Here is a 25,075-nt window from a genome sequence, read left to right on the forward strand (position 1 = left end):
CATGAGCGACCCCGTCCGCATCATCGAAATGGGGCCGCGCGACGGCCTCCAGAACGAGAAGACGCCCGTCAGCGTCGAAGCCCGTATCGCCTTCGTCGAGGCGCTGGTCGCGGCCGGCCTCGACACGGTCGAGGTCGGGGCGTTCGTCTCACCCAAGGCGATCCCGCAAATGGCGAGCTCGGATGCCGTGCTGCGCGGCGTGAACCACATCAAGGGCGCCGAATTCCACGTGCTGGTGCCCAACGAGAAGGGCTATGACGCCGCGCGGGCCGCGGGCGCGAAAGTGGTCTCCGTATTCGCCGCGGCCTCCGAGGGCTTTTCCCGCGCCAACATCAATTGCACGGTCGCCGAGTCCATCGAGCGGTTCAAGCCGGTGCTGGCGCGCGCGAGGGACGACGGCGTCAAGGTGCGCGGCTATATCTCCTGCGTGCTCGGCTGTCCGTTCGACGGTGAGATCAAGCCGAAGGCCGTCGCCGACCTTGCGAGCACGTTGTGGGAGCTCGGCTGCTACGAGATCTCGCTCGGCGACACCATCGGCGTCGGCACGCCTGATAAGGCTAAGGCGATGCTGCGCGCGGTTGCCGCCAACATTCCCGCCGCCAAGCTTGCAATGCATTTCCACGACACCTATGGGCAGGCGCTCGCCAATCTCTATGCCGGCCTGGAGGAGGGCGTGCGCGTCATCGACGCCGCCGCCGGCGGCCTCGGCGGCTGCCCCTATGCGCCGGGCGCGACCGGCAACGTCGCGACCGAGGATGTCGTCTACATGCTCGAGGGCATGGGGATCAGGACCGGCGTGGATATGGAGAAGCTGCTGGCGGCCACGAACGAGATGGGCGGTGTGCTGGGCAAGCCGCCCGTGAGCCGAGTGGCGTCCGCACTGAATGCGAAGAAGAAGCGGGCGGCTTCGTAGGTCTTCGCCATTGTAAGCGCAGGTGCCGTAGGGTGGGCAAAGGCGCGTAGCGTCGTGCCCACCATCTTTTTATGATCGAGACAGGTGGTGGGCACGCTTCCGCCTTCGCTCTTCGAGCTACGGCGGACAAGTCGCTTTGCCCACCCTACGCGACCTGCTTTCACGCCGCCTTCAAGCCGACATCCGGCAGGCGCGGCCGGCTCTTCAGCGCCTTGGCCATCATCGCCTCGACCTCGGCCTTCTCCTGCGGCAGCAGGGCGAGGCGCGGCGGGCGGGTCAGCGCGGTGCCGCGGCCCATGATGTGCTCGCACAGCTTGATGCACTGGACGAGGTCGGGGCGCGCATCGAGATGCAAGAGCGGCATGAACCATTCGTAGATCGGCATCGCCTCGGCGAGGCGGCCGGCCTTGGCCAAACGAAACAGCGTCTCGCCCTCGCGCGGGAAGGCGTTCGACATGCCGGAGACCCAGCCCACGGCGCCCATGGCGATGCTCTCGACGATGACGTCGTCGAGGCCTGCGAACAGCACGAAGCGGTCGCCCACCATGTTCCTGGTGTCGATGAAGCGGCGCGTGTCTCCGGAGGAATCCTTGAAGCATACGACGGTCTCGACGTCAGCGAGCGTGACCAGAATGTCCGGGGTGACGTCGTTCTTGTAGATCGGCGGATTGTTGTAGAGCATCACGGGCAGGTCGGTCGCGGAGGCAACGGCACGGAAATGCGCGGCGGTCTCGTGCGGCTTGGACGAATAGACCAGCGCCGGCATCACCATCACGCCGTCGATGCCGACGCGCGCGGCTTCCTTTGCCGTCTCGACCGCAAACGCCGTAGTGAATTCGGCAATGCCGCACAATACGGGCACGCGGCCGGCGGCGACCGACTTGGCGGTCTCCATGATCGCGACCTTCTCCTTGCGCTCCAGCGAGGTGTTCTCGCCGACCGAGCCGCAGACGATCAGGCCCGAGACGCCGTCGCGGATCAGACCGTCCATCACCTTCGCGGTTGCATCGATGTCGAGCGAGAGATCGTCGTGGAATTGGGTGGTGACGGCCGGGAAGACGCCTTCCCAGGAAACGCGGCGGCTCATTGATTTGACTCCAAGTAAAAGATTGCCGGCGGGGGGCTGGATCCGCCGGGCGTGGTGAAGAGGATGGCGGGTGGGATCAGAGCGTCGCGCCGACCTTGCGCAGCTCGGCGAGAACCGGCGCCTTGGGCAGCCAGATCTTGTCGAACTCGGCAATGACGGCTTCGGTGTCGCCGGCCGGGACCTGGCGGATCGGAATCGGCGCGTTCTTGAAGTTCTCGATCAGCGCGGGCTCGTTGCCGGCGAGTTCGTCGATCTGCGCATCCAGCGTCGCCTTCACCGTCTTGGCGATCAGCTCGCGGTCCGCGGCGGGGAGCGACTGCCAGACCCGTCCGGAGACGACGGCCGCCATCGGCATGAAGACGGCATTCATCTGCAGGATCACCTTGGAGACCTTGTCGAAACGCTGGTTCCAGGAGAATTCGAGATCGGCCTCGAGGCCGTCGACCTGGCCGTTGGCCATGGCGTCGAACACCTGCGGCGTGGGGATCGGCGTCGGCGCTGCGCCGAGGGACGAGTAGAAGTCGCGATAGACCGGCGTCGGGTTGATGCGCAGCTTCATGCCCTTGATGTCGGCGAGCGTCGTCAAGTCCTTCGACGAGAAGACCGCGCGCATGCCGGTGATGCCCCAGCCAAGCCCGATCGTTCCGGTTTCCTGCGGCAGCACGTCGAACAGTTTGACGGCCGCCGGATGCCGCACGAATTTCGCCACCGCCGGCGTCGAGCGCACGATGTAGGGCGCGTTGATCGCGGCGATGTGCGGTACGCGCGAGCCGAGCTCGGCGGCCTGGATGAAGCCCATGTCGAGCGCTCCGGACTGCAATTGCTGCATCATCGCGGGCTCGTTGCCGAGCTGGCCGGAGTGGAACACGGTCAAGGTCAGGCGGCCGTTGGTCGCGGCCTTGAGATCGTCACCGAATTTGAGCGCGGCCTTGTTCCAGGAATGGCCGTTCGGCGTGATCAGGCCGAGGCGGAATTCCTTGGTCTGGGCGAGTGCCAACGACGGTGCGAACACCGATGTGGCGGCACTGGCGGCGAGAAAGCGGCGGCGTGTAAGCGGCATGGTCGGGCTTCCTTTTGAACGGGCCTATTTGATGAGGATCAGCGAGAGCGACGGGTAGAGCGAGAGCAGCACGAGGAGGACGCAGGAGATGACGAAGAAGGGCAGCGTCACCATGAACATCTTGCCGGGCTTGGCGCCGGTGACGGCGGCCGCAACGAAGAAGCAGAGCCCGACCGGCGGCGACAGCAGGCCGAGCACGAGATTGATCACCACTACGACGCCGAAATGCCGGGGATCGATGTGATAGACCTCGGTTGCGACCGGCAGCAGAATCGGCACCGTCATGATCAGGCCGGGAATGCCGTCGATGACCGTGCCGATCACCAGCAGGATCACGTTGCAGATCAGCATGAAGCTGACCGGGTCTTTGGCGGCGGTCTGGATCCAGGCAGCCGTCTCCTGCGGCACTTTGCCGAAGATCAGGACCCAGGAGAACACGGCTGCGGCCGCGACCAGGAACAGCACGATCGCCGAATAGATCGCGCTGCGCAGCATCATCTGCGGCAGCTGCGAGAACTCGAACTCCCTGGTCCAGTATTTTCCGACGAGTGCAGCAGCCACCGCGCCGACCGCGGCGGACTCCGTTGCATTGGCGAGGCCGCTCAGAATCGTGCCGACGATGACGATCGGGATCAGCAGCGTCGGCGACGTCCGCAGGATCGTCACGACGCGCTGGCGCGGCGTCTGATAGTCCGCACGTGGATAATTGTAGACATAGCCCATCAGGGCAATGACGAGGCAGAACATCACGGTGAGGATGACGCCCGGCACGATGCCGGCGATCAGCATGTCGCTGACCGAGACCTGCGCGAGCACGCTGTAGACCACGAACATCACCGAGGGCGGGATGATCGGTCCGAGCATGCCGCCATAGGCGGTCAGGCCCGCAGCGAACGTCTTGTCGTAGCCCTTCTTCTCCATTTCCGGCACCATGATCTGGGCCATGATCGCGACCTGCGCGGTCGCCGATCCCAGGATCGAGGAGATGAACATGTTGGCGAGGATGTTGACGTAGGCGAGCCCGCCTTTGAGCGAGCCGACGAAGGCCATCGCCATGTCGACGATGCGCCGTGTGATGCCGCCGCCGTTCATGATCTCGCCGATCAGGATGAAAAGCGGGATGGCAATCAGGCCGTAGCTGTCGACGCCGCCGAACAGCTGCAGCGGATAGGACTGGAACAGCACGGGATTGCCGGATGCGGCGATGTAGACGAGGCCGGCGAGGCACAGGCAGAGGCCGATCGGCACGCCGACCAGCATGAAAACCATAAAGGCCGCTGACGTGATCATCAGTTGACCCCGTCGAGCTCGGAGAGCTGGAAGCCCCTTGGCGGCACGCGCGGCACCAGCCCCAGATCTTCCAGCAAATTGGCGAGGCCGTGAACGGTCATCGACACCGCGAAGATCGGCAGCGTCAGGTAGAGCACCCAGGTCGGCCAGTTCAGCGTCTGGGTGTGCTCGGTGTAGAGGAAGTTGAAGGTTTCGGCCGCGAGCTTGCGCCCGTCGAAGCCGGCGCGGGCAAGGCCAACCGGATCCATCCAGAGCATGCAGGTGACGATCAGGGCGGCGCCGAATACGACGACGAGGCCGGTCGAGATCACCTTCGCGATCTTCTGGTGCTGCGGCGAAAGACGTTCCGTCAGCATGGTCACCGCGAAGTCGAGCCGCAGGCGCGTCATCGCGGAGGCGCCGATGAAGGTCAGCCAGACCACGCAATAAACAGCGGATTCGTCGATCCAGTAGATCGGAAAGCGCGCGTAGCGGGTGACGACGTTCACCAGGATCAGGCCGGTCAGCACGTACATAAGGGCCATCAGCGCAAGGCGCTCCACGGCGAGCAGGGCGCTGGAGGCGCGAATGACCATCCTTCGAACGCTGAACGCGCGGTTAGCCGGGATCGTCTGCTCGATCATGAAAGAGGCCCCACACCCCGAAAATTGTCGTGCTATCGACAAATGTATAATTTATACAATTTGGGTGTCAAACGGAGATTGGGGTCATTTCGGCGGCAGGCCGCGCTTTTGCTGGGCACGCTGCTGTGCGGGGCACCCGGCTTTTGCTGGAGCGCCCGACATGCAAGAGAGAGACCGCTTCGGCCGGACGAGTCGGGAAGGACAACAGAAGGTCAGATGAAACAGCCTCTGAAGCATCGCACCCTGTCGGCCGCGATCGTCGACCAGCTCAGGCAGGCGATCCTCGACGGTACTTATCCGGCCGGATCACAGTTGCGGCAGGATGCGCTTGGCGAGGCCTATGGCGTCAGCCGCATTCCGGTTCGCGAGGCGCTATTCCAGCTCGAGGCCGAAGGCCTGGTGCGGATCGTGCCGCAGAAGGGTGCCATCGTCTCGGAGTTGTCGCTGGACGAGATCAACGACGTGTTCGATCTGCGCCGGATCCTGGAGCCGCGGCTGCTGGCGCAGTCGGCGCCGCATTTCAGCGCTGATGATTTCGACGGGCTCGACGACATCCACAAGCGCTTCGAGAAGGCGATCAAGGCGAAGAACGTCAGCGAATGGGGCCAGCTCAACGCCGACTTCCACATGGCGCTTTACGTTCACGCCCCGCAGCCGCGCACGCGGGCGATCGTGCTGTCGCTGCTCCAGACCAGCGACCGCTACACGCGGCTGCAGCTCTCCAACACCAAAGCGATGGGGACGGCCGAAAAGGAGCACGCCCATATGATCGCGCTCTGCCGGGCACAGAAGGTCGATGAGGCGTGCCGGTTCCTTGAACGGCACATCGAAGCCGTGCGCAAGGATCTGTTGCAGGTGGTGGCAAACGCGCCGAAGCAGCGGCGGAAGAGCGAATAGCTTCGCAGGGTGGGCAAAGGCGCGTAGCGCCGTGCCCACCATCTCTCAGTGATCGCCGACAGGTGGTGGGCACGCTTCGCTTTGCCCACCCTACGGTAGTTGTGATTGCCGTTACCTGCTCCCGTCCGGCCCCATCACCAGATCCGGCAGCCCGGTCGAAATCGCCGGGAAGAAGCACAGCAGCAGCACTGCCAGCATCATCAGCAGCACGAACGGCAGCGTGCCCCAGATCACCTCGCGCAAGGGGATGTCCGGCGCGACGTTGCGGATGACGAAGATGTTGAGGCCGACGGGGGGATGGATCAGCCCCATCTCCATCACGATGGTCATGACCACGCCGAACCAGATGATGTCGAAGTTGGCGGCACGCAGTGGCGGCAGGATGATCGGTGCCGTCATCAGGATGATCGAGACCGGCGGCAGGAAGAAGCCGAGCACGACGACCATGACGAGGATCGCGAACAGCAGCTCCCAGCGCGGCAGGTGCATCGCGACGATGGATTCGGCGACCGATTGCGAAATGTGCAGATAGCTCATCACGTAGGAATAGAGCAGCGACATGCCGATGATCATCATCAGCATGGTCGATTCCCGGATCGTCGACTTCATGATCGGGGCGAGGTCGCTCGGCCGCCACACGCTGTAGATCGCCGCGATCAGCGCCAGCGCCAGCAGGCCACCGAGGCCGGCGGTCTCTGACGGCGTGGCGTAGCCGCCATAGAGTGCGATCATGACGCCGGTGAGCAGCAGCACGAACGGGATCACGCGCGGCAGCACGCTGAAGCGTTCGGCGAGCGTGTATTCGTCGCGGGCGAGGATCGCCGCTTCCGGGCCGCCGTTCTTGTAGATAGCTTCGGCGGCGGCATATTCCTGGCGGAAGCGGATCACGGCATAGGCGCCGAACAGCGAGACCAGCAGCAGGCCGGGGCCGATGCCGGCGAGGAACAGCCGTCCGAGCGATTTTTCGGCTGCGACCGCGAACAGGATCATGGTGATCGAGGGCGGCAGCAGGATGCCGAGCGTGCCGCCGGCGGCGATGATGCCCGCGGCAAAGCCGCCGGAATAGCCGCGCTTGCGCATCTCGGGAATGCCGGCCGAGCCGATCGCCGAGCAGGTCGCAGGCGAGGAGCCCGCCATCGCCGCGAACAGCGCGCAGGCGAACACGTTGGCAACGCCGAGCCCGCCGGGAACGCGATGCAGCCAGGCATGCAGGGCCGAATAGAGATCCTGGCCGGCGCGCGACTTGCCGATCGCGGCGCCCTTCAGGATGAAGAGCGGGATCGACAACAGCGTGATCGAGGCCATTTCCTCGTAGACGTTTTGCGTCACCGTATCGAGGGACGCCGCCGGCATGTAGATGCCCATGAACACGACCGCGACCGCGCCGAGCGCGAACGCAATAGGCATGCCCGAGAACATCACGAGCAGCGTCGCAACACCGTAGGCAACGCCGATACCGAACACGCTCATGGACGCTTGGCTCCGGTAAACGGCAGCGCAAGCTGCACGAGGATCTGGATGCAGAGCAGGCTCATGCCGAACGCCATCAGCGAATAGGGAATGGCGAGCGGCGGCGACCACATCGAGTTCGAGACCTGGCCGTCGACATAGGCCTCGTGGGCCAGTGTCCAGGACTTCCAGGTGAAGAAGGCGCAGAACAGGAACGTGGCGGCATCGACCAGCCAGAGCCTGATCCGGTTCGCGAGGGGCGAGAGCAGGCCGACAAAAGCCTCGATGCCGATATGGCCGCGGTTCTGCTGCACATAGGCGGCCGTCATGAAGGTCGCGCCGACCAGCAGGAACACGGCGGCCTCGTCCTGCCAGTAATTGGCGGCCTTGAACAAGGCGCGGCTGAGCACGCTGTAGCTCAGGATGGCGCAGGCCGCGACCAGCGCGATCGCGGCGAACACGACGATGATGCTGTTGAGGATGGCGAGACCACGATCGATCGCTGCCGCAAGGCCTGTCCTTGCGGCAGCGCTGGTTTGATCGTCACGATCCGGAAGCGGACCGTGGCTCATGCGGCGACGTCGGTGGCGAGCTTGAGCAGGTTCGCCGAGGTCGCGGTCTTGGCGCTGTAGTCCTTCCACGCGGTGTCGCGGGCGATGTCACGCCACTTGCCGACGGTCGCGGCGTCGAGCACCGAGACCTTGGCGCCGGCCTTCTCGTAGACCTTGGCGACCTCGACGTCGTCGTCCTGCGCGCCCTTGCGGCCAAAGGCCTCGAGCTCGGTGCCGACCGCGAGCAGGATGTCCTGCTGGTTCTTCGGCAGCTTGTCGAAGATCGCCTTCGACATCATCAGCGGCTCGAGCATGAACCAGTAGGAGGCACCTGCGCCCGAGGTCAGGGACTTGGCGACCTCTTCCAGACGGAACGAGATCAGGCTGGTCGAGGAGGTGATGCCGGCATCGCAGGCGCCGGTCTGCATCGCCGCGTAGATTTCGTTCGAGGGCACCGACAGCACCGAGGCGCCGGCGGTCTGGAGCACCATGTCCATCTCGCGCGAGCCGCCGCGCACCTTCAGGCCCTTGGCGTCTTCCGGCGCGACGATTGGCTTGGAGCGGCTGGCGACGCCGCCGGCCTGCCAGACCCAGGAGAGCAGGATGATGCCCTTGTCGGCGAGGAAGTCGGTCAGCGCCTTGCCGACCGGCTCCTTCTTCCAGCGCAGGCCCTGGTCGTAGGTGGTCACGAGGCCGGGCATCAGGCCGATATTGGTCTCCGGCAGCTCACCGCCAGCGTACGGCATCGGATAGAGGCTGATGTCGAGCGCGCCCTTGCGCATCGCGGAGAACTGCGCGTTGGTCTTGATCAGCGAAGAGTTCGGATAGATCTCCGCGGCAATGTCACCATTGCTGCGCTTACTGACTTCGGCAGCGAACATGCGGCAGAGGCGGTCGCGGAAATCGCCCTTGTCGATGGTGCCACCCGGGAACTGGTGCGAGATCTTCAGCGTGGTCGCGGCATGCGCGGTGCCAATGCCGAAGCGGAGAATGGCGGGTGCGGCGACGGCTGTCGCGATCAGATGGCGGCGCGTGAGCATGGTGTGTTCCCTTTGAACGTTTCTTCAAACGGTTCTTGTTGGTGTGATTGGGGCGGGTCATGTGACCGGCACGTAGGCCCATCCTAGCCGGTCTTTCACCCGATATTCTCTCATCTGATAGTTCGAGACCGAATGCCGCGGCAAGGGGGTGGCCGTGCTGCGCTGCACACATCTTCTTCCCGCCGCAGGCCCTGGCCTCCTTCGAACGGCGGACCGCAGCAGGCTCGTCAAAAATTTATCTCGCGGCGGGGTAACAATGCGGGGCGTCCATCCGTCGAGATTGAATAGCGGCGTCCGTCGCTGACAAACACCATCTCGAAGGGAAGATGATCCATGACCATTCGCACCCGTATCGTGCTCGGCGTCTCCGCTGCCGCTCTCTCGCTCGGCCTCGCGCTCGCGCCGGCCGCCTTTGCTCAAGACAAGATGGGCAAGGATGACGGCATGATGAAAAAGGACACGATGTCCAAGGACGGCATGATGAAGAAGGATACCATGTCCAAGGACGACGGCATGAAGAAGGATCACATGTCGAAGGACGGGATGAAGAAGGACGACGGGATGATGAAGAAGAACTGATCTTCGACCGTCGTCCGCAGCAGACGGACGTGTCGAAAATCCAGGGGCGGTCGCGTGGACCGCCCCGGAATAGTAAGTTCAAATTCAGTTGAACGCGACCGTGAATGCTACTTGCGCTTGGCCTTGCGGGCGGCGTAGCGGGCGTCGCGCTTGGCCTTCTGCTCGGCCTCGACTTCAGCCTGCTTGGCGACCGCCTCCTCCGCCTCGCGGGCGATCCGGGCTGCCTCCGCGGCTGCGGCTTCTTCCGCGATACGCTTCTGCTCGGCCTTTTCGGCCTCGCGCGCTGCCTTTGTCTCGGCGCGCTTGGCCGCGAGGGCCTCGCGCTCGGCGCGTCGTGCCGCGACCGCCGGATCGTCGTGACCGGGCTGCGACTTGAATTTGTTCAAAAGATTTTTGCGTGCTTCCTGCGCCGCCTTTTGTCGGTCGGAGAAGCCTGGTTCCCTAAATCCACTCATCGAACGAACCTTGTCTTCCTCACTTTCAGCCCTACATCACTGCGTGTTGGTACGTCGGCTGGGCATAGCGGGCGCCACGCGACGCAGAAGCGTGTACATCGGCGCGCGTCGCGAAGCCACCCATAATCGCAGCCGATCAGGTAGACGAAAAATCGCCGCCCCGACGATCTCGTAGCCCGGAAAAACTGCCGAATTGTGATGTCCCTCATAAGGGAGCACGAGGGCGACGCCTAGCGTCCGCCCCGATACGAGACGGAGCACGGGCATGACGATCTTCCGCTTCCGCCAGAAGGCGCTGGCAATCGCCTTGGCCCTGATTGCCGTGGCCGGCGCCGCGCTACTGCTCGCTCGTCCCCAGCCCATCGAGAGCGCCGTCCTGGGTGCCGACTGGGAATGCACCCAGACCGCGTTCGTGCTGACGACCTGTGCACCGCGGCTCCAGCAGGCGACCCCGGCGGTCGAAACCTCGCGCAAGGATGCGATCCGGGCGACCCGAGGCTGAACCTGACGAGCTGGACCGATCGGGATGTGACGGGACGTCGCAGAGGTGGTAAGCCGGCGCCCGCACGGTAGGTAGCCATGTCCACGTCCAAGCTCGAGTCCAAGCCCGAACCGGGCGAGAAGCCGAAATTCCAGCCGAAGCCTCAATCCGGCGATAACCGCCGCGGCGCGATCGCCGGCTTGATCATCGCGATCCTGATCCTCGGTGTCGGCTGGTGGCTCGCGCGGGACCTTACCGCGGCCAGCAAGATGCAGGACTGCCTGATGTCCGGGCGGAGCAATTGCAACGTGATCGAGCCGGCCCGCTAGAAGCACTCCAGCGCAGCCCGTCGAGCCGAAAAATTGCCGTGATCTTAATCATTTGTAACGCGACTTAGCCAAACAAAGCAGGTCAGCTATGTCAGCCGGCATCAAGCCGAGCGCGATCCGAATCGTCTATCGCGCCAGGCACCACGGCATTCGAGAGAGTAGGGGTCAAGCACGCATGAGTGCGTCCAGCCGCATGAAGATCATCATTCCCTTGGTTTCGGCCATGTCGTTGCTCGCGCTTTCGGCGCAGGCCCAGGACGCCGGGCCGTCGAGGGACGCCAGGCCACCAAGGGACGCCGGTCAACCTCCGGCCCGCCCGGGCGCAGGAGCACCGCCTGCGGACAGTCAGAACATACGCAGGGGCCCCCCGCCGCAGCAGGCGGCCCGGCCCGCGCCGCAGCCCGGTGGCCAGCCCCATGCGGGTCCCGGTCCGCACGGCGCCGGCGGCCCACCGCCAGGACGTTATGTCGCCCGTGGTCCCGCTCCGACGCGCGACTGGGGCGGACATGCCTATCGTGGCAATCGCTCCTGGGACGGCGGGCGCTGGCGCCACGAAGTCCACAACGGCCGCTCCGGCTGGTGGTGGGACGTTGGCGGGGTCTGGTATTATTATCCGCAGCGGATGGCCGGTCCGCCCGGCTACATCTCCGAGGAATATTACGACGACGTGCCGGTGGCCTATGCCCCGCCGCCGCCTCCGGTCGCCTATGCACCGCCACCTCCGCCACCGCCGGCTGATCCCGGCGCGAGCGCGCTTGGCGGCGCCATCGTCGGCGGCGTGCTGGGCGGACTGATCTCGGGCAACGCAACAGGGGCTGCCGCGGGCGCGGTTCTCGGCGGCGCGACCGGAGCCATCGCCGGTGCCACCGCCGCATCCCAACCCGGCTACTACTGGGCGCAGGGCAATTGCTACTACCGCTATCCGGACGGGCAGTACGTGCCGACCGATCCGCGAGCGTGCCGCTAAGGCACCGGTCGCATCCTGACCTCAAAGAGGCGGGCGAAAGCCCGCCTCTTTTGTTCTGGTGCAGTCAACCGATTGTCTCGATGCGTATGTCGGCGCGACGTTCGGCGGCGCACAACAACTGCCTCAAAATAGCACTGGCTCCCGGTACCGCTTCACGCGATTCTCAAAAGAAAAAGCGTTGGGAAATCGATTCGCGGGGACGTGGGACATGCTGGATGCAATCCAGATCAGCTTGGCGCTTTGGGCCATGATCGTTTGCGGCGGGATCAAGCTGGGGCAGATGCTGCACTGCCTGTTCTAGGGCACGATCGCGGCCGCGATCCTTACTCGCCAGCGCGACGGATCGTCCTGCGTCACACGAGCCAGTTGAAGAACGCAATTGCGCCCCAGACCAGGCCGGCGATCCAGGCCAGCATCACGATGCCGATGGTCCCGAGATAGGCGATGCCGAGCAGGTCGGTCCTTTGTCGTTGCGTCGGGACGTTGGCCGGAGCTGCTGCGTCTTGTGTCATGACGGGAAGTACCATCGATGCCTCCGCGTGCTGCTGGAGCGTCGAAACATGGTTTAACCGAGATGCAGGTCGCGGACTGTGACACAATTCACAGATCGCCTGGATGGAGCCCAGCCCAATGGCTTCGCAATCAGCGCATGCATGCAGAGAACGATCGTGCCGGGGCGTTTGTTCTCAGTCCGGAGACGCGGACTTACCCCGCAATCATACGGACGAAATTGCCATGTGCTTGTCCAGATAGCCCGCTAGAGTCGGTCTCATGTGTACCAAGTACGACCCACAGCACGAAGCGGAGGCCGCGATGAAGCAGGCCGCGGCATCGGAAGGCGCCGACCGGCAACGGCTGATCCAGTTGGCGCTGGCCTGGCACGAGCTGGCCCGCGACCAGCGCGACGAGCGGACGGATTGAGGGCATTCGCAGGGGAATTTCGCGTCAGACGATGACGGGCCGAACTCGGTCAGCCGGTTGATCTGCATGAGAAAGCCCCGTGCTCGGGGGACAAGCACGGGGCCCTTCAAAGCCGACCGGGGCTGGCAGGTCGGCACCACTTGATTTCAAGCCATCTAACGTGCCGGTCGTGATCTCGTTCCACGCCGCTGCTCATTTTGTTGTGCCGTGTTCGATACGCCTGGCGTTGCGCAAGGCGACCCGCCTCGCTCGCGCTCAAACAGGAACCTCCGTTCCCCGAGGACGTTGGCCGTCCATGACCGACCCCGAGTTACGCGCCCAGTCCTTCGACATTGCCTGGAAATATCTCGACCGATCCGGCCTGCTCACAGGCGAGCACGAGGACTCCGCCCGCTTCATCCTGAACAGGATCGATAGGTTGATGCTGCGAGGAGAGCGCCGCAGGCTGTTGTTGTCGAACGCTGCGATCGACGCCTACCTGCTGCGGCCGACGCTCGTGCCCATGGCTACGTGATCGATGGCTACGTGATCGATGGCTACGTGATCGATGGCTACGTGATCGATCCGACGAAACGCGATGTTAAGAAAAGCGCAGCGCCGATTTTGCGATTACGATTCGTGCTTTTGGAACGAAGCGGAGTCGGATCGTGAACAAACAAAAAGCCCCCGAAGGGGCTCAATGTTCAGGCGGCTTCCGTCTTCGGTACGGCGTCGGCATTCATTGAAAGCTTGACGACATCGCCTTCGACGGCACCGACATATTTCATGTCGATGTAGTGATGATGGTCCTTGTGACCTTCCGGGCTGTCCTTCCGCGTCAGCTTGATGCGGTTGCCCTCGACGCGGTCGACGGTGCCAACATGTGCGCCGTCCTTGCCGATGATTTTCATGTGCTCTCTGATCTCAGACATGTTGTCCTCCTTGCGCCGTCTCAACGGCCAGGATCGATGTTCGTTGCAGCAGGCGTGCGTTGGACCCAAGGCGATTTCCGCACGTTGAGGTCCGATCGGATCTGCCCAAGACGCGCATGGAGACCATACAGGCCTATCTGGAACGGAAGCACAGGGAACTCGGGCTGTTAAACGATTGCCTGAGCCATCCGCTCGATTTGACGCGTCCGCGATCGGTCGACGAGGTCGTCAGGTCGAAATTCCAGATCACTGCGGCGCTCAGGGCAGAGCACGAGCTGCACGGGTGGAAGGCAACGGAAACTGCCTGGTCGCACAGCGCCGATCCCGTCAGCGGGCCCTTCAAGTTCAGTTACGACTACCAGCGGGCCGATCTTACGGTGCGCGGTCCTTCCTTTTATGAGTTCGAATGCGGCGGCATGAGCGCGGCGATCTATACTGCCTCGGGCATGGCTGCGATCTCCGCAGTGCTGCTCGCTTCCGCGCAAATCGTCGAGAAGGCTGATTTTCTGGTGCTTCCCGGTTCCTACGGCGAGACGATGGAGCTGATCCGGGGCCTTGTTCCTCATTTGCGGCTCGTGGCTTTGAGGCCGCCGTTGGGTGATGCGTTTGCTTCGGCGAATTCGCCCAAAATTCTGCTTTTGGATTCCTGCTCCCGCGCCGGCGCTATTGAGGCGGCGATCCGAAGCGACGGCTCAGGTCTCGATCTCGTGATTTTCGATACGACATGCTTCGCAGGCAGCTCGGGCCGGATCCGGCGCGTCCTGGGCTGGGCCCGGCGATACGGAATTCCACTGGTGCTGGTGCGAAGCCACAACAAGCTCGATTCGCTCGGGGCGGAATATGGCCGCCTCGGCTCGGCGGTTTTCGTGCAGGGGAATGATGACCAGCAGCGGGCAGGGCGCCCTGAATGGACACGTCTTGCAGCCGAAACCCGCAACGCGGTGCGATTGCTCGGCGGCGCGGCGTTGCCGGCGCACTTCCCGCCCTTTGTCGGCAGCGCGGCCTACTGGGCCCTCACGAAGAGGCGTGTCGCGGCGATCTTGCGCAACGGCCGAAGCACAGCTCGCCATTTTGCTGCAAAGCTCCCGGCGCTCTCGGCCGAACTCCATTTCGCCCACGGTCTCTACGTCACCTTGCGGGGCAGGCGCCCTCTCGACGAGGCGAGCGCGCGGCAGGACGCCGAGGACATGAGCAACGAACTGCGCGCCGAGGGCCTACCGATTCGCCATGCCGGCAGCTTCGGTTTCGACTTTGCCGCGACCGAGTGGTTTCACGACGCGACCACGGATCAATATAGTGTGCGGGTGGCGGTCTCGGATTTGCCGACGGAGGTCTGGGGCGATCTCACCTCAGCGATTGCGCGCTGGTGGCAGGTTCGTCAGTCGACAGGTGGCGGAGGATGAATGTCGTCGCTTGCGCGGAAGAGGGCGCCTCGATCAGTCGATCGCCAGGCAGTGCTCCAGGGCCGGTTTTTCGCTGTTGTCGCGGCTGGGACGCGCCCACTCCTGAACGGCGAAGGAAAGGTGATGCTGGCCCATGGCGGCGCCAATGATCGATGCTTGAGCCACCTTGATGGGCCTGGTGACCACACTGGTGTTCACAACGCCTGCGTCGATTGCCAGATACGACATCGCGACGATCGCCACCGCAAATGCGATGGCCATTCTCGTCCATTCGGCAGGAAGCATCGGAGTCCTTAACGCGGGCGCAATTCGCCCGCCGCTTACATAGGGCTGATCGGCACGGTTCAAAGGCCCGCGTATGGTTACCCACGCGTTCGTGAAGGGCGGTGGATTTAGAATGAGACTGGCGATCCCAGCAGGACTCGAACCTGCAACCCGCGGAGTAGAAATCCGCTACTCTATCCAGTTGAGCTATGGGACCGTCGCTACGCCAGCCTCCGTTGGGAGGCCGGCTGGTTCATCTACCATGCCAAATATGAAAAATATCGTCTTTCGCCAAGTCTGAACCGAACCCTTTTCCTCAGAGCCGCGACAAAGCGAGACGGTGGCATGTCAGGGTGCCGGGTTGAGCGGCAGCGGACTGGACGATGGATCACATCGCCGGGAATGCTGGCCAGCTTCCGGGATGTGGCCGCCGGTCGACGGGTCGGGTATTGCTGCGCCATCAGGACGGTGTGTGCGGCGGTATCTTGATCGGTCTCCTCTGGGCTTGCCTTTCCATGGCGAATGCGACGATTTGCACCTTTGGTTCCATCGCCTTGAGTCCGTCACCTTTCCGCGCATTTCATGCTGCCTGCGGGCGGCTGTCCGCGATTTCCGGGAGTCCATCATGATCGGTCTTGCTCGCGCCGTCACAATCTGCGCCACGCTGGCGCTCGGCTTCAGCGCGGCACACGCTGCCGACAAGGCGTTCAAGCGCGACGACCTCGCCGATTCCGCGATCAAGCTGGAGGCCCAGATCAAGAGCGAGGCGGGGCCCGTCGCCAAGACCAATGCGACGTTGAAGACGGACGCCGACGCCGCCTTCCGGCGCAACGATTATCGCACCGGCCTATCGGTCCTCGGCCAGATCGCGGCGACCACGCCGGAAGACGCCGGCAACTGGTTGCGGCTCGCCAAGGTCATCTTCCAGATCTCGCCGAAGAGCTCGAGCGAGCAGACCTTCCTGCTGGAACGCGCCTCGACAGCGGCCTACATCGCCTACCTGCGCGCCGGCAATCCGGGCGAGGAGGCCGACGCGCTTGCGGTGCTCGGCAAGTCGCTGTCGGAGCGCAAGCTATGGCGGCCGGCGCTGGATTCGCTGCGGCTGTCGCTCGACATGCGCGAGGTCGCCGACGTCCGCGGCCAATATGAGAAGATGCGCGACGAGCACGGCTTCCGGCTGCTCGACTACACCGTGGACTCGGATTCGGCGAGCCCGCGCGCCTGCTTCCAGTTCTCCGAGGAATTGGCAAAGCGCACCGACTTCGCGCCGTACCTGGCGCTGGCGGGCCAGGACAAGCCGGCGGTCTCGGCCGAAGGCAAGCAGCTCTGCGTCGACGGGCTGAAGCACGGCGAGCGCTACAACATCAATCTGCGCGCCGGCCTGCCGTCCACTGTGAAGGAGGGGCTGCCGAAATCGGCCGAGTTCAACGTCTATGTGCGCGACCGCAAGCCGTTCGTGCGCTTCACCAGCCGGGCCTATGTGCTGCCCCGGACCGGCCAGCGCGGCATTCCCGTGGTCAGCGTCAACACGCCCGCGGTCAACATCAACGTCTTCCGGATCGGCGACCGCAACCTGATCAACACGGTGGTCGACAGCGATTTCCAGAAGACGCTGTCGAAATACCAGCTCTCCGATCTCGGCGATGAGCGCGGCGTAAAAGTCTGGACCGGCGAGCTCGCAACCGCGATGACGCTGAACCAGGACGTCACCACGGCCTTTCCGGTTGACCAGGCACTCGGCGAGCTTCAGCCGGGCGTCTACGTGATGACGGCCGCCGCCAAGGGTCCGGGCTCGGACGACGATTACCAGCTCGCCACGCAATGGTTCATCGTCTCCGATCTCGGAGTAACAGCCTATTCCGGCAATGACGGTATCCATGTGTTCGTGAACTCGCTGGCCTCGACCGATCCGGTCGGCAAGGCCGAGGTGCGGCTGGTTGCCCGCAACAACGAGATCCTGGCGACCCGCAAGACCGACGACAGCGGCCATGTGCTGTTCGAGGCCGGCCTTGCGCGCGGCGACGGCGGCTTGTCGCCGGCGATGTTGACGGTCACGGGTGAGAAGGCCGATTATGCCTTCCTCAGCCTGAAGTCCTCCGCCTTCGACCTGTCCGATCGCGGCGTCTCCGGCCGCGTGGTGCCGGCAGGCGCCGATGCCTTCGTCTATGCCGAGCGTGGCGTCTACCGGTCCAGCGAGACCGTCTATCTCACCGCACTGTTGCGCGACGGGCAGGGCAATGCCGTCAGCGGCGGACCGCTGACGCTGGTGATCGAGCGCCCTGATGGCGTCGAATACCGACGTGCCGCGCTCGCCGACCAGGGCGCCGGCGGCCGTACGCTGTCCGTGCCGCTCAACTCGGCCGTTCCGACCGGGACGTGGCGGGTGCGCGCCTTCACCGACCCGAAAGGCTCCTCGGTCGGCGAGACCACTTTCATGGTCGAGGACTACGTTCCTGATCGGATCGAATTCAGCTTGTCCGCCAAGGACAAGCTGATCAAAGCTAACGCTCCAGTGGAGCTTAAGGCGGACGGCCATTTCCTCTATGGCGCGCCCGCGTCCGGCCTGCAGCTTGAAGGGGACATGCTGGTCGCGCCCGCAACCGAACGTCCGGGCTTTGCCGGTTACCAGTTCGGCGTTGCTGACGAGGAGACCAATTCGAACGAACGTACGCCGCTCGAGAACCTGCCCGAAGCCGACGCCAATGGCGTTGCGACCTTCCCGGTGACGCTGGAGAAGCAGCCGGCCTCGACGCGTCCGCAGGAGGCGCAGATCTTCGTCCGCATGGTCGAGACCGGCGGCCGCGCCGTCGAGCGCAAGATCGTGCTGCCGGTGGCGCCCGCGACCGCCCTGATCGGCGTCAAGCCGCTATTCGGTGACAAGAACGTCGCCGAGGGCGACAAGGCCGAGTTCGATGTCCTGTTCGTCTCGCCCGAGGGTGAGAAGCTGCGCCGCGACGGCCTGCGCTACGAGCTCCTGAAGATGGAGTCGCGCTACCAGTGGTATCGCCAGAACAATTACTGGGAGTACGAGCCGGTCAAGTCGACCTCGCGCGTTGCCGACGGTGATGTGACCGTTACGGCCGACAAGCCGGCGCGGATTTCGCTCAGCCCCCAGCCCGGCCGCTACCGTCTCGATGTAAAGTCGAACGACGCCGATGGCCCGGTGACCTCGGTGCAGTTCGACGTCGGCTGGTATTCCGACGGCAGCGCCGACACGCCGGATCTCCTGGAGACCTCGATCGACAAGCCGCAATATTCCTCCGGCGACACCATGACGGTGTCGGTCAATGCCCGCAGTGCCGGCAAGCTCACCATCAACGTGCTCGGCGACCGCCTGCTGACGACGCAGACCATCGACGTGAAGGAGGGCACCGCGCAGGTGAAGCTCCCGGTCGGCAAGGACTGGGGCACCGGCGCTTACGTGGTGGCGACGCTGCGCCGCCCGCTCGACGCCGCTGCCCAGCGCATGCCGGGCCGGGCGATCGGCCTGAAATGGTTCGGCATCGACAAGCAGGTCCGCACCCTGCAGGTGAAGCTGTCGCCGCCGTCGCTGATCCGGCCCAACGCAACGTTGAAGATCCCGGTCAAGCTCGACGGGCTCAATCCGGGCGAGGATGCCAAGATCGTCATCGCCGCGGTCGATGTCGGCATCCTCAACCTCACCAATTACAAGCCGCCGGCGCCGGACGATTACTATCTCGGCCAGCGCCGCCTCAGTGCCGAGATCCGCGACCTCTACGGGCAGCTTATCGACGGCATGTCCGGCACGCGCGGCCAGATCAAGTCCGGCGGTGACGCGGGAGCGGCCGAGCTGCAGGGCTCGCCGCCCGCGCAGAAGCCGCTGGCGCTCTATTCCGGCATCGTCACGGTTGGCTCCGATGGCAGCGCGGAAGTCAGCTTCGACATTCCGGAGTTCGCCGGCACCGCTCGCGTGATGGCGGTGGCGTGGACCGCGACCAAGCTTGGCCGCGCCAACACCGATGTCGTGATCCGCGACCCCGTGGTGCTGACCACGACGCTGCCGCGCTTCCTGCTCAATGGCGACCACGGCACGGTCAACCTCGAGATCGACAATGTCGAGGGCCAGGCCGGCGACTACGTGATCAACGTGAAGACCGGCGGCCCGGTGAAGATGACGGGCAATCCCACCACCACGGTCAAGCTCGCCGCCAAGCAGCGCAACTCGTTTGCGCTGGCGATCGACGCGACCGCGGCCGGGCAGGCGACGCTCGATGTCGACATCAAGGGACCGAACGGGCTGACGCTGGCGCGCCACTACGCGTTCGACGTCAAGGCGGCGACGCAGGTGCTGGCACGGCGGTCGATCCGGACGCTGGCGAAGGGCGAGAGCCTGACGCTGACCTCGGACATGTTCTCCGACCTCGTGCCGGGCACCGGCAGCGTCTCGGTTTCGGCGAGCCTGTCGACCGCGCTCGACGCGGCAACGATCCTGAAAGCGCTCGACCGCTATCCCTATGGCTGCTCGGAACAGATCACCAGCCGCGCGATGCCGTTGCTCTACGTCAACGACCTTGCTGCCGGCGCGCATCTGGCCATGGACACTGAAGTCGACCAGCGCATCCGCGACGCGATCGAGCGGCTGTTGGCCCGTCAAGGCTCGAACGGCTCGTTCGGCCTGTGGTCGGCCGGCGGCGACGACGCCTGGTTAGATGCCTACGTGACGGACTTCCTCACCCGCGCCCGTGAGAAGGGTTTTGCGGTGCCGGACGTCCTGTTCAAGAACGCGCTCGACCGCATCCGCAACTCCGTCGTGAACGGCAACGAGCCGGAGAAGGACGGCGGGCGCGATCTCGCTTACGGCCTCTACGTGCTCGCACGTAACGGCGCAGCGCCGATCGGCGATCTCCGCTATCTCGCCGACACCAAGCTGAACAACCTCGCAACGCCGATCGCGAAGTCGCAGCTCGCCGCCGCGCTCGCGCTCGTCGGCGACCGCAACCGCGCCGAACGCGTCTATGGTGCCGCGCTCGACTCGCTCGCGCCGAAGCCCGTCCTGGAGTTCGGCCGCACCGACTACGGCTCGCAGCTTCGCGATGCCGCAGCTTTGGTGTCGCTTGCCAGCGAAGGCAATGCGCCGAAGGCGACGCTGACGCAGGCGGTGTCGCGGGTCGAGACCGCGCGCGGGCTGACGCCCTACACCTCCACGCAGGAGAATGCGTGGCTGGTGCTGGCCGCGCGCGCGCTGGCCAAGGAGAACCTGTCCATGGAAGTGGACGGCCAGCCGGTCAAGACCGCGCTCTATCGCAGCTACAAGGCTGCGACGCTGGAGGGCAAGCCGCTGAAGATCACCAACACCGGCGATGCGCCGGTGCAGGCGGTGGTCTCGGTGTCGGGCTCGCCGGTGACACCGGAGCCGGCAGCATCGAACGGCTTCAAGATCGAGCGCAATTACTTCACGCTCGACGGCAAGCCGACCGACATCAGCAAGGTCAAGCAGAACCAGCGTTTTGCGGTGGTGCTGAAGATCACCGAGGCCAAGCCTGAGTACGGCCACATCATGGTGTCCGACTATCTGCCGGCAGGCCTTGAGATCGACAACCCGAAGCTGGTGTCATCGGGCGACAGCGGCACGCTGGACTGGATCGAGGACGGCGAGGAGCCCGAGGATACCGAGTTCCGCGACGACCGCTTCACGGCGGCGGTCGATCGGGCCTCGGACTCCAAATCGGTCTTCACCGTCGCTTATATCGTGCGCGTGGTCTCGCCCGGCAAATACGTGCTGCCGCAAGCCTATGTCGAGGACATGTACAATCCCTCGCGCTACGGCCGGACGGGCACGGGCACCGTCGAGGTGCGGGCGGCGAAGTGAGTGCTGATTGAATGAGCGCAGCGGAGCCACATACTCAGTCGTCATGCCCGGGCAAAAGCGCGAAGCGCGTCTTCGCGCAAATGTCCCGGGCATCCACGAACTGTGGCGCAGCGGGCAAGAACGTGGATGGCCTCGACAAGCCCGGCCATGACGCAGCAAGGGGCCGCGGCCTTCGTATCCTCTCCGCCTTCGCACTCTCTTTCGTCCTCGCCATCGTCGGCTTCGTGATCTGGGTCTACTCGCTCGGCCCGCTCCCGCTCGACGAAGCCCGGCACGTCTCCACCACCATCGTCGACCGCAACGGCAAGCTGCTGCGGGCCTACGCCATGGCCGACGGCCGCTGGCGGTTGCCGGTCGATGCCAAATCCAGCGTCGACCCGACCTATCTGAAGCTGCTGTTCGCCTATGAGGACCAGCGCTTCTACGCCCACAACGGTCTCGACCCGCTCGCGCTCGGGCGCGCCGCCTGGCAGCTGGCAACGCGCGGCCACATCGTCTCAGGCGGCTCGACCATCAGCATGCAGCTGGCGCGGCTGATGGAGCCGCGGCGGCAGCGCTCGCTCTACGCCAAGCTGCGGCAGATGGTGCGCGCGATCGAGATCGAGCGCAGCATGAGCAAGGAGCAGATCCTCGACCTCTATCTCGCGCTCGCGCCTTATGGCGGCAATCTCGAGGGCATCCGCGCCGCCTCGATCGGCTATCTCGGCAAGGAGCCGAAGCGGTTGTCGCTGGCCGAAGCCGCGCTGCTGGTCGCGCTGCCGCAGTCGCCGGAGACGCGCCGCCTCGATCGCCATCCGGAGGCCGCGCGCAAGGCCCGCGATCGCGTGCTCGACCGTATGGTCGAGGAGCAGGTGGTCAGCGCAGACGACGCAAGGCAGGCCAAGGCCGTGCCCGTGCCAAAGCTGCGCAAGCCGATGCCGATCCTGGCGCCGCATGCGTCCGATACCGCGCTGTCGACGGTCAAGGATAAGCCGGTCATCAAGCTGACGCTGGATGCGAATTTGCAGAAGGTGCTGGAGCCGCTGGCCCGCGACCGTGCCATTGCGCTCGGGCCGAACATCTCGGTCGGCATCATCGTGGTCGACAACGAGAGCGGCGACGTGCTCGCCCGCGTCGGTTCGGCCGATTACTTCGACGAGAGCCGGGCAGGGCAGGTCGACATGACCCGCGCGATCCGCTCGCCAGGATCGACGCTAAAACCCTTCATCTACGGGCTCGCCTTCGAGGACGGTTTCGTCCATCCGGAGAGCCTGATCGACGACCGGCCGGTCCGCTTCGGCTCCTACGCGCCGGAAAATTTCGACATGACCTTCCAGGGCACGGTGCCCGTGAGGAAGGCGCTGCAACTCTCGCTGAACGTGCCCGCGATCGTGCTGCTCGACCGCGTGGGCTCCAGCCGACTGGCCTCGCGCCTCCGGCAGGCCGGCGGCAATCTGGTTCTGCCCAAGGACGAAGCGCCGGGGCTCGCCATGGGGCTCGGCGGCGTCGGCGTGACGCTGCAGGATCTCGCCCAGCTCTATACGGGCTTTGCCCGCCTCGGCACCACCAAGCCGCTGCGCGAGGTGATGGCTGACAAGGACGACCGCGAGCCACTCCGGCTGCTGGATCAGGTCGCGGCCTGGCAGGTCGGCAACGTGCTGCTGGGAACGCCGCCGCCGGAGAACGCCGCTCACAACCGCATCGCTTTCAAGACCGGGACCTCCTACGGCTATCGCGACGCCTGGTCGGTCGGGTTCGACGGCCGGATGACCATCGGCGTCTGGGTCGGCCGGCCCGATGGTGCGCCGGTTCCCGGCCTGATCGGGCGCGTCGCCGCCGCACCGATCCTGTTCGACGCCTTCGCCCGCAGCGGCAAGACGCTGGCCGCATTGCCGAAGCCGCCAAGGGGAACCCTGGTTGCCAGCAACGCCAAGCTGCCGTTGCCGCTGAAGCGGTTCCGCCCCGTCGGGGAACTGGTGCGGACCGGCCGCGAGCAGGCGCTGCATATCCAGTTCCCGCTGAACGGCTCGCGGATCGACGTCGATCGCTCCGGGGGGCAGGAGAGCGCCGCGATGCCGGTCAAGGTCGCTGGCGGCGTGCTGCCCATGACCGTCATGGTTAACGGTACGGCGCTCGGTGAGATCGACGGCCGCCGCCAGCGCCTGATCGATCCGCCCGGTCCGGGCTTTGCGCGGCTCACCGTGATCGACGCCACGGGCGCCGCGGACACAGTCGTCATTCGAATTCAATGACCCTGCCTCAAGCGGTTGTGGCGATGGCGGTTTCAGCGTAAGCGGAACCAATGGCCGAGACCTATCCTACACCCCGTTTTGGAGCTCCCCGCGAGCCGAAATCGCCCGCAAATCCGGGCAGCGGGCTCGTGCGCATGCTCGATGTCGCCACGGCCAGCCATGCCCGCGCCGTCGCCTTCCTGCTCGTGTGCGCGCTGCTGTTGTTCCTGCCGGGCTTCTTCACGATCCCGCCGATCGATCGCGACGAGGCGCGGTTCGCCCAGGCCACCAAGCAGATGGTCGAGAGCGGCGATTATGTCGACATCCGCTTTCAGGAGGACGTCCGCTACAAGAAGCCGGTCGGCATCTACTGGTTGCAATCGGCGACGGTCGAAGCCGCCTCGATGCTCAAGCTGCCGAAGGCCGAATTGCGGATCTGGGTCTACCGGCTGCCGTCGCTGTTCGGAGCGATCGGCGCCGTGCTCATGACCTATTGGGCCGCGCTCGGCTTCGTCACGCGGCGCGCCGCGGTGCTGGCGGCGCTGATGATGTGCGCTTCGGTGCTGCTCGGCGTCGAGGCGCGGCTGGCCAAGACCGACGCGATGCTGCTGTTCTGCGTGACCGCCGCGATGGGTGCGATGGCGCGAGCCTATCTGTCCTGGCAGCGCGCCGAGGACGAGACGCATCCGCCGTGGAGCTGGCCTGCGATCTTCTGGACCGCGCTTGCGGTGGGCATCCTGATCAAGGGGCCGCTGATCCTGATGTTCGCGGCGCTGACCATCGTCGCGCTCGCGATCCAGGACCGCGATGCCTCCTGGCTGTGGAAGCTGCGCCCGGTGTGGGGCCTGATGTGGATGCTGGTGCTGGTGCTGCCCTGGTTCGTCGCGATCTTCTGGCGCGCGGGCGATGCCTTCTTTGCCGATTCCGTCGGCGGCGACATGCTGAGCAAGATCGGCGCACAGGAATCCCATGGGGCGCCGCCCGGACTTTACCTGGCGTTGTTCTGGATCACGTTCTGGCCGGGCGCACCGCTTGCGGCGATGGCGGCGCCCGCGGTGTGGCGGGCGCGGCGTGAGCCTGGCGCGCAGTTTCTGCTGGCTTGGCTGATCCCGTCCTGGATCGTGTTCGAGGCGGTGCTGACCAAGCTGCCGCATTACGTGCTGCCGCTGTATCCGGCGATCGCCATTCTCACCGCCGGCGCGGTGGAACGGCGCGTGCTGTCGCGCTCCTGGCTGATGCGCGGTTCGGCCTGGTGGTTCGCGATCCCCGCGGCCGCCTCGATCATCGCGGTGGTCGGTGCTGTGATGCTGACGCGGCAGCCGGCTTTTGTGGCCTGGCCGTTCATCGCGGCATCGTTGATCTTCGGCCTGTTCGCCTGGTGGCTCTACGACAACAACCGCGCCGAGCGCTCGCTGCTCAACGCGCTGGTCGCGGCCCTGATGCTGGCGGTGGTGGTGTATGGCATCGTGCTGCCGTCGCTGACGCCCCTGTTTCCGAGCATCGAGATCGCGCGCGCGCTCCGCAACGTCACCTGCGTCGGGCCGAAGGCGGCGGCTGCCGGCTATCACGAGCCGAGCCTCGTCTTCCTGACGGGCACCCAGACCGTGCTCACGGACGGGTCGGGCGCGGCCGACTTCCTGAGGCAGGGCAGCTGCCGCTTTGCGCTGATCGAGCAGCGTTCGGAGCGGAGCTTCGTGCAGCGCGCCGAGGCGATCGGGCTGCGCTACAAGGTCGGTACCCGCATCGACGGCTATAATTTCTCGCAAGGGCGCGCGATCTCGATCTCGATCTTCCGCTCGGAAGGCACCGAATAGG

22 protein-coding genes and 1 tRNA gene are annotated in these 25,075 nt (G+C 65.0%); 11 read left to right on the top strand and 12 right to left on the bottom strand.

Annotated elements, in window-relative coordinates; translation table 11 throughout:
* The first annotated feature begins 1 nt into the window (after window position 1).
* Entirely contained in the window at window positions 2-913 is a 912-nt protein-coding gene (locus RAD10_RS18535; protein WP_461618676.1) for a hydroxymethylglutaryl-CoA lyase, read from the top strand.
* A gap of 160 nt (window positions 914-1,073) precedes the next feature.
* On the opposite strand, the gene RAD10_RS18540 is transcribed toward RAD10_RS18535, so the two are convergent.
* The 4 genes from RAD10_RS18540 to RAD10_RS18555 form a co-directional block, all read right to left on the bottom strand.
* Window positions 1,074-2,000, bottom strand: coding sequence for a dihydrodipicolinate synthase family protein (locus RAD10_RS18540; RefSeq protein ID WP_461618677.1), 927 nt, complete (start codon window positions 1,998-2,000; stop codon window positions 1,074-1,076).
* 76 nt (window positions 2,001-2,076) lie between these two features.
* Window positions 2,077-3,060, bottom strand: coding sequence for a TRAP transporter substrate-binding protein (locus RAD10_RS18545; protein WP_028144740.1), 984 nt, complete (start codon window positions 3,058-3,060; stop codon window positions 2,077-2,079).
* Between the two features lie 24 nt (window positions 3,061-3,084).
* Complete coding sequence (locus RAD10_RS18550; RefSeq protein ID WP_461618678.1) at window positions 3,085-4,350, bottom strand: TRAP transporter large permease; 1,266 nt, start codon at window positions 4,348-4,350, stop codon at window positions 3,085-3,087.
* Complete coding sequence (locus RAD10_RS18555; RefSeq protein WP_461618679.1) at window positions 4,350-4,973, bottom strand: TRAP transporter small permease; 624 nt, start codon at window positions 4,971-4,973, stop codon at window positions 4,350-4,352. Before RAD10_RS18555 ends, RAD10_RS18550 begins: the two co-directional genes overlap by 1 nt.
* 216 nt (window positions 4,974-5,189) lie before the next feature.
* Between RAD10_RS18555 and RAD10_RS18560 the strand changes: the two genes are divergently transcribed.
* Complete coding sequence (locus tag RAD10_RS18560) at window positions 5,190-5,870, top strand: GntR family transcriptional regulator (RefSeq protein ID WP_461618680.1); 681 nt, start codon at window positions 5,190-5,192, stop codon at window positions 5,868-5,870.
* A 111-nt stretch (window positions 5,871-5,981) separates the two neighbouring features.
* Here the strand turns inward: RAD10_RS18560 and RAD10_RS18565 are convergent, their stop codons facing one another.
* From RAD10_RS18565 to RAD10_RS18575, 3 genes are read right to left on the bottom strand one after another with little or no spacing between them, the layout of a single operon-like run.
* On the bottom strand, window positions 5,982-7,340 hold the full coding sequence (locus RAD10_RS18565; RefSeq protein WP_018323135.1) for a TRAP transporter large permease: 1,359 nt from the start codon (window positions 7,338-7,340) through the stop codon (window positions 5,982-5,984).
* Window positions 7,337-7,891, bottom strand: a complete 555-nt coding sequence (locus RAD10_RS18570) for a TRAP transporter small permease (RefSeq protein WP_038946715.1) — start codon at window positions 7,889-7,891, stop codon at window positions 7,337-7,339. Before RAD10_RS18570 ends, RAD10_RS18565 begins: the two co-directional genes overlap by 4 nt.
* Window positions 7,888-8,910, bottom strand: coding sequence for a TRAP transporter substrate-binding protein (locus RAD10_RS18575; RefSeq protein WP_461618681.1), 1,023 nt, complete (start codon window positions 8,908-8,910; stop codon window positions 7,888-7,890). The genes RAD10_RS18570 and RAD10_RS18575 overlap by 4 nt, the downstream gene beginning before the upstream one ends.
* A 333-nt stretch (window positions 8,911-9,243) precedes the next feature.
* On the opposite strand from RAD10_RS18575, the gene RAD10_RS18580 reads away from it, so the two are divergent.
* Entirely contained in the window at window positions 9,244-9,489 is a 246-nt protein-coding gene (locus tag RAD10_RS18580) for a pentapeptide MXKDX repeat protein (RefSeq protein ID WP_018323138.1), read from the top strand.
* Window positions 9,490-9,596: 107 nt separating this feature from the next.
* Here the strand turns inward: RAD10_RS18580 and RAD10_RS18585 are convergent, their stop codons facing one another.
* Window positions 9,597-9,944, bottom strand: coding sequence for a DUF6481 family protein (locus tag RAD10_RS18585; protein ID WP_028144734.1), 348 nt, complete (start codon window positions 9,942-9,944; stop codon window positions 9,597-9,599).
* A 265-nt stretch (window positions 9,945-10,209) separates the two neighbouring features.
* Between RAD10_RS18585 and RAD10_RS18590 the strand changes: the two genes are divergently transcribed.
* The 3 genes from RAD10_RS18590 (at window position 10,210) to RAD10_RS18600 (ending at window position 11,721) form a co-directional block, all read left to right on the top strand.
* Complete coding sequence (locus RAD10_RS18590) at window positions 10,210-10,446, top strand: hypothetical protein (protein ID WP_461618682.1); 237 nt, start codon at window positions 10,210-10,212, stop codon at window positions 10,444-10,446.
* Between the two features lie 77 nt (window positions 10,447-10,523).
* Complete coding sequence (locus tag RAD10_RS18595; RefSeq protein ID WP_461618683.1) at window positions 10,524-10,754, top strand: hypothetical protein; 231 nt, start codon at window positions 10,524-10,526, stop codon at window positions 10,752-10,754.
* 175 nt (window positions 10,755-10,929) lie between these two features.
* Window positions 10,930-11,721 (top strand): hypothetical protein, encoded by a 792-nt coding sequence (locus RAD10_RS18600; RefSeq protein ID WP_461618684.1) that lies wholly within the window; start codon window positions 10,930-10,932, stop codon window positions 11,719-11,721.
* A 353-nt stretch (window positions 11,722-12,074) separates the two neighbouring features.
* Here the strand turns inward: RAD10_RS18600 and RAD10_RS18605 are convergent, their stop codons facing one another.
* Window positions 12,075-12,248: a hypothetical protein gene (locus RAD10_RS18605; protein ID WP_461618927.1), complete on the bottom strand. Its 174-nt coding sequence runs from the start codon at window positions 12,246-12,248 to the stop codon at window positions 12,075-12,077.
* A gap of 689 nt (window positions 12,249-12,937) precedes the next feature.
* On the opposite strand from RAD10_RS18605, the gene RAD10_RS18610 reads away from it, so the two are divergent.
* On the top strand, window positions 12,938-13,156 hold the full coding sequence (locus RAD10_RS18610) for a hypothetical protein (protein ID WP_018323145.1): 219 nt from the start codon (window positions 12,938-12,940) through the stop codon (window positions 13,154-13,156).
* A gap of 169 nt (window positions 13,157-13,325) precedes the next feature.
* On the opposite strand, the gene RAD10_RS18615 is transcribed toward RAD10_RS18610, so the two are convergent.
* The gene (locus RAD10_RS18615; protein WP_028144728.1) at window positions 13,326-13,553 is read right to left on the bottom strand and encodes a DUF2171 domain-containing protein; all 228 of its coding nucleotides are present in this window, start codon (window positions 13,551-13,553) and stop codon (window positions 13,326-13,328) included.
* A 116-nt stretch (window positions 13,554-13,669) separates the two neighbouring features.
* Between RAD10_RS18615 and RAD10_RS18620 the strand changes: the two genes are divergently transcribed.
* Window positions 13,670-14,956, top strand: a complete 1,287-nt coding sequence (locus RAD10_RS18620) for a hypothetical protein (protein WP_461618685.1) — start codon at window positions 13,670-13,672, stop codon at window positions 14,954-14,956.
* 33 nt (window positions 14,957-14,989) lie between these two features.
* Here the strand turns inward: RAD10_RS18620 and RAD10_RS18625 are convergent, their stop codons facing one another.
* Window positions 14,990-15,217 carry a hypothetical protein gene (locus tag RAD10_RS18625; RefSeq protein WP_461618686.1) on the bottom strand — a complete coding sequence of 76 codons (228 nt, stop codon included), beginning with the start codon at window positions 15,215-15,217 and terminating at the stop codon, window positions 14,990-14,992.
* Window positions 15,218-15,360: 143 nt separating this feature from the next.
* Window positions 15,361-15,437 (bottom strand) — tRNA-Arg (locus RAD10_RS18630).
* 408 nt (window positions 15,438-15,845) lie between these two features.
* On the opposite strand from RAD10_RS18630, the gene RAD10_RS18635 reads away from it, so the two are divergent.
* The 3 genes from RAD10_RS18635 to RAD10_RS18645 all read left to right on the top strand — a co-directional run bounded on the left by RAD10_RS18635 (window position 15,846) and on the right by RAD10_RS18645 (window position 25,074).
* Complete coding sequence (locus RAD10_RS18635; RefSeq protein ID WP_461618687.1) at window positions 15,846-21,050, top strand: alpha-2-macroglobulin family protein; 5,205 nt, start codon at window positions 15,846-15,848, stop codon at window positions 21,048-21,050.
* A gap of 80 nt (window positions 21,051-21,130) precedes the next feature.
* Window positions 21,131-23,281, top strand: a complete 2,151-nt coding sequence (gene pbpC, locus RAD10_RS18640; RefSeq protein WP_461618688.1) for a penicillin-binding protein 1C — start codon at window positions 21,131-21,133, stop codon at window positions 23,279-23,281.
* A gap of 50 nt (window positions 23,282-23,331) precedes the next feature.
* Window positions 23,332-25,074: an ArnT family glycosyltransferase gene (locus RAD10_RS18645; protein WP_461618689.1), complete on the top strand. Its 1,743-nt coding sequence runs from the start codon at window positions 23,332-23,334 to the stop codon at window positions 25,072-25,074.
* Window position 25,075 lies beyond the last annotated feature (1 nt).

Source organism: Bradyrhizobium sp. 23AC (genome assembly GCF_054863025.1).